The 1,018-nt window shown below is 36.7% G+C and carries 1 protein-coding gene; it reads right to left on the reverse strand.

Features of this window, described 5'->3' with window-relative positions; all coding sequences use genetic code 11:
• Positions 1-32: 32 nt before the first annotated feature.
• A complete protein-coding gene (locus tag B5J93_RS03475; protein WP_079324643.1) occupies positions 33-869 on the reverse strand; it encodes a transporter substrate-binding domain-containing protein in 837 nt (278 codons plus the stop codon).
• Between the last annotated feature and the right edge of the window lie 149 nt (positions 870-1,018).

Raw genomic sequence — 1,018 nt, forward strand, 5'->3', positions numbered from 1 at the left:
ACGCAAGTCTAGACTTGCGTTTTTAGATATTATCAATATCTATTCTTGTTTTTTATCGTAGGTGTTGGTGCTTCCACGCCGAACCACTGCGAATGTAGTTTTTGATATGTGCCATTTTGATGCACATCTTGAATGCCTGCATTTATTTTTGCTATTAGCTCATCATTACCTTTTTTGGCAACTACCACCATATCATAATAATCAAAACCCTCGCCCGTACCATTGAAATTAAATTTCAAATTTGGTTGCCCCTTAGCATAATGACGTAAGATATTTTCATGAGCATAAACCGCCTCAACTTTATCATTAACCAAATCACTAAATGCCAAAAAACTGGTTGAAGAAAGTTTTAATGTTGGATTACCCTCCCTCTTTTTAGCTATTAATTCATCAGCAAAGATCGTATTAGATTGAACACCAATATTGTGAACAACCATATCTTCAAATGTATTAATATTGGTAACACCCTCTTTGGTTAAAATCGAATCCCTGCCATGTAAATAGGCATTAGATAAAGCAAAATCAGCATCCCCACCTGCCTGCTGACGAGAAATACCTGAAATCACCAAATCAGCCTCTCCGGTGTTGAATCTACCAAGCATGTCTTCCCAAGGCGAATTAATAATCTCCACTTTAAAGTTCTGAGACTGTGCAATCGCCTGAATCATATCCACATCAAAGCCGATGATACCGCCTTTTTCATCCAAGTACTCATAAGGTGCGTAATGCGGATAGGTTAAAACCTTATACACCTTTTGATCCAAATCATCTTTTAACTCTTCCTGGATTGATTCTGATGCATTGTTTTTGTCGCCACAACCCATCAACGTAAAAACACAGAGAAGCATTACCGTAAATAAAGATTTCATCAATAACTCCTTAACCAATAATATTGATCAATGAAACAGCAATACATTTGTTGCTTATATTACAATACAGTCTAATATATTAGACCTCCTGCAAAACCCCTCCTATACTAAAACACCCCAATGAACTACGAAGCATCCACACACTTATC

This window comes from Moraxella equi (genome assembly GCF_002027555.1).
In the GTDB taxonomy this organism is placed as follows: domain Bacteria; phylum Pseudomonadota; class Gammaproteobacteria; order Pseudomonadales; family Moraxellaceae; genus Moraxella; species Moraxella equi.

Excerpts from the sequence above, each read along its gene's own strand:
- B5J93_RS03475 (WP_079324643.1), bottom strand. The coding sequence starts at position 869 with ATGAAATCTTTATTTACGGTAATGCTTCTCTGTGTTTTTACGTTGATG.